Source organism: Clostridium lamae (genome assembly GCF_033043255.1).
In the GTDB taxonomy this organism is placed as follows: Bacteria; Bacillota; Clostridia; order Clostridiales; family Clostridiaceae; genus Clostridium; species Clostridium lamae.
Window position 1 is genome coordinate 1 of record NZ_JASCQJ010000088.1, and the last position, 605, is coordinate 605.

Genomic DNA, 605 nt, shown 5'->3' on the forward strand with positions numbered 1-605 from the left:
AGTCGGCCCGCGCGGAAGATGTAACGGGGCTAAACCATGCACCGAAGCTGCGGCAGCGACACAATGTGTTGTTGGGTAGGGGAGCGTTCTGTAAGCCTGCGAAGGTGTACTGTGAGGTATGCTGGAGGTATCAGAAGTGCGAATGCTGACATAAGTAACGATAATGCGGGTGAAAAACCCGCACGCCGGAAGACCAAGGGTTCCTGTCCAACGTTAATCGGGGCAGGGTGAGTCGACCCCTAAGGCGAGGCTGAAAAGCGTAGTCGATGGGAAACGGGTTAATATTCCCGTACTGGTGGTAACTGCGATGGGGGAACGGAGAAGGCTAGGTTGTCCGGGCGACGGTCGTCCCGGTTCAAGCAGGTAGGCAGAGTGATTAGGCAAATCCGGTCACTTAATGCTGAGATGTGATGACGAACCACCAAGGTGGTGAAGCAATTGATGCCCCGCTTCCAGGAAAAGCCTCTAAGCTTCAGGTTACCAACAATCGTACCCCAAACCGACACAGGTGGTCAGGTAGAGAATACTCAGGCGCTTGAGAGAACTCGGGTGAAGGAACTAGGCAAAATGGTGCCGTAACTTCGGGAGAAGGCACGCTGGCGGTA

1 rRNA gene is annotated in these 605 nt (G+C 54.5%); it reads left to right on the forward strand.

Annotation, left to right across the window (positions count from 1 at the left end):
• Positions 1-605 (forward strand): 23S ribosomal RNA (locus tag QK892_RS18400); the annotation flags it as partial.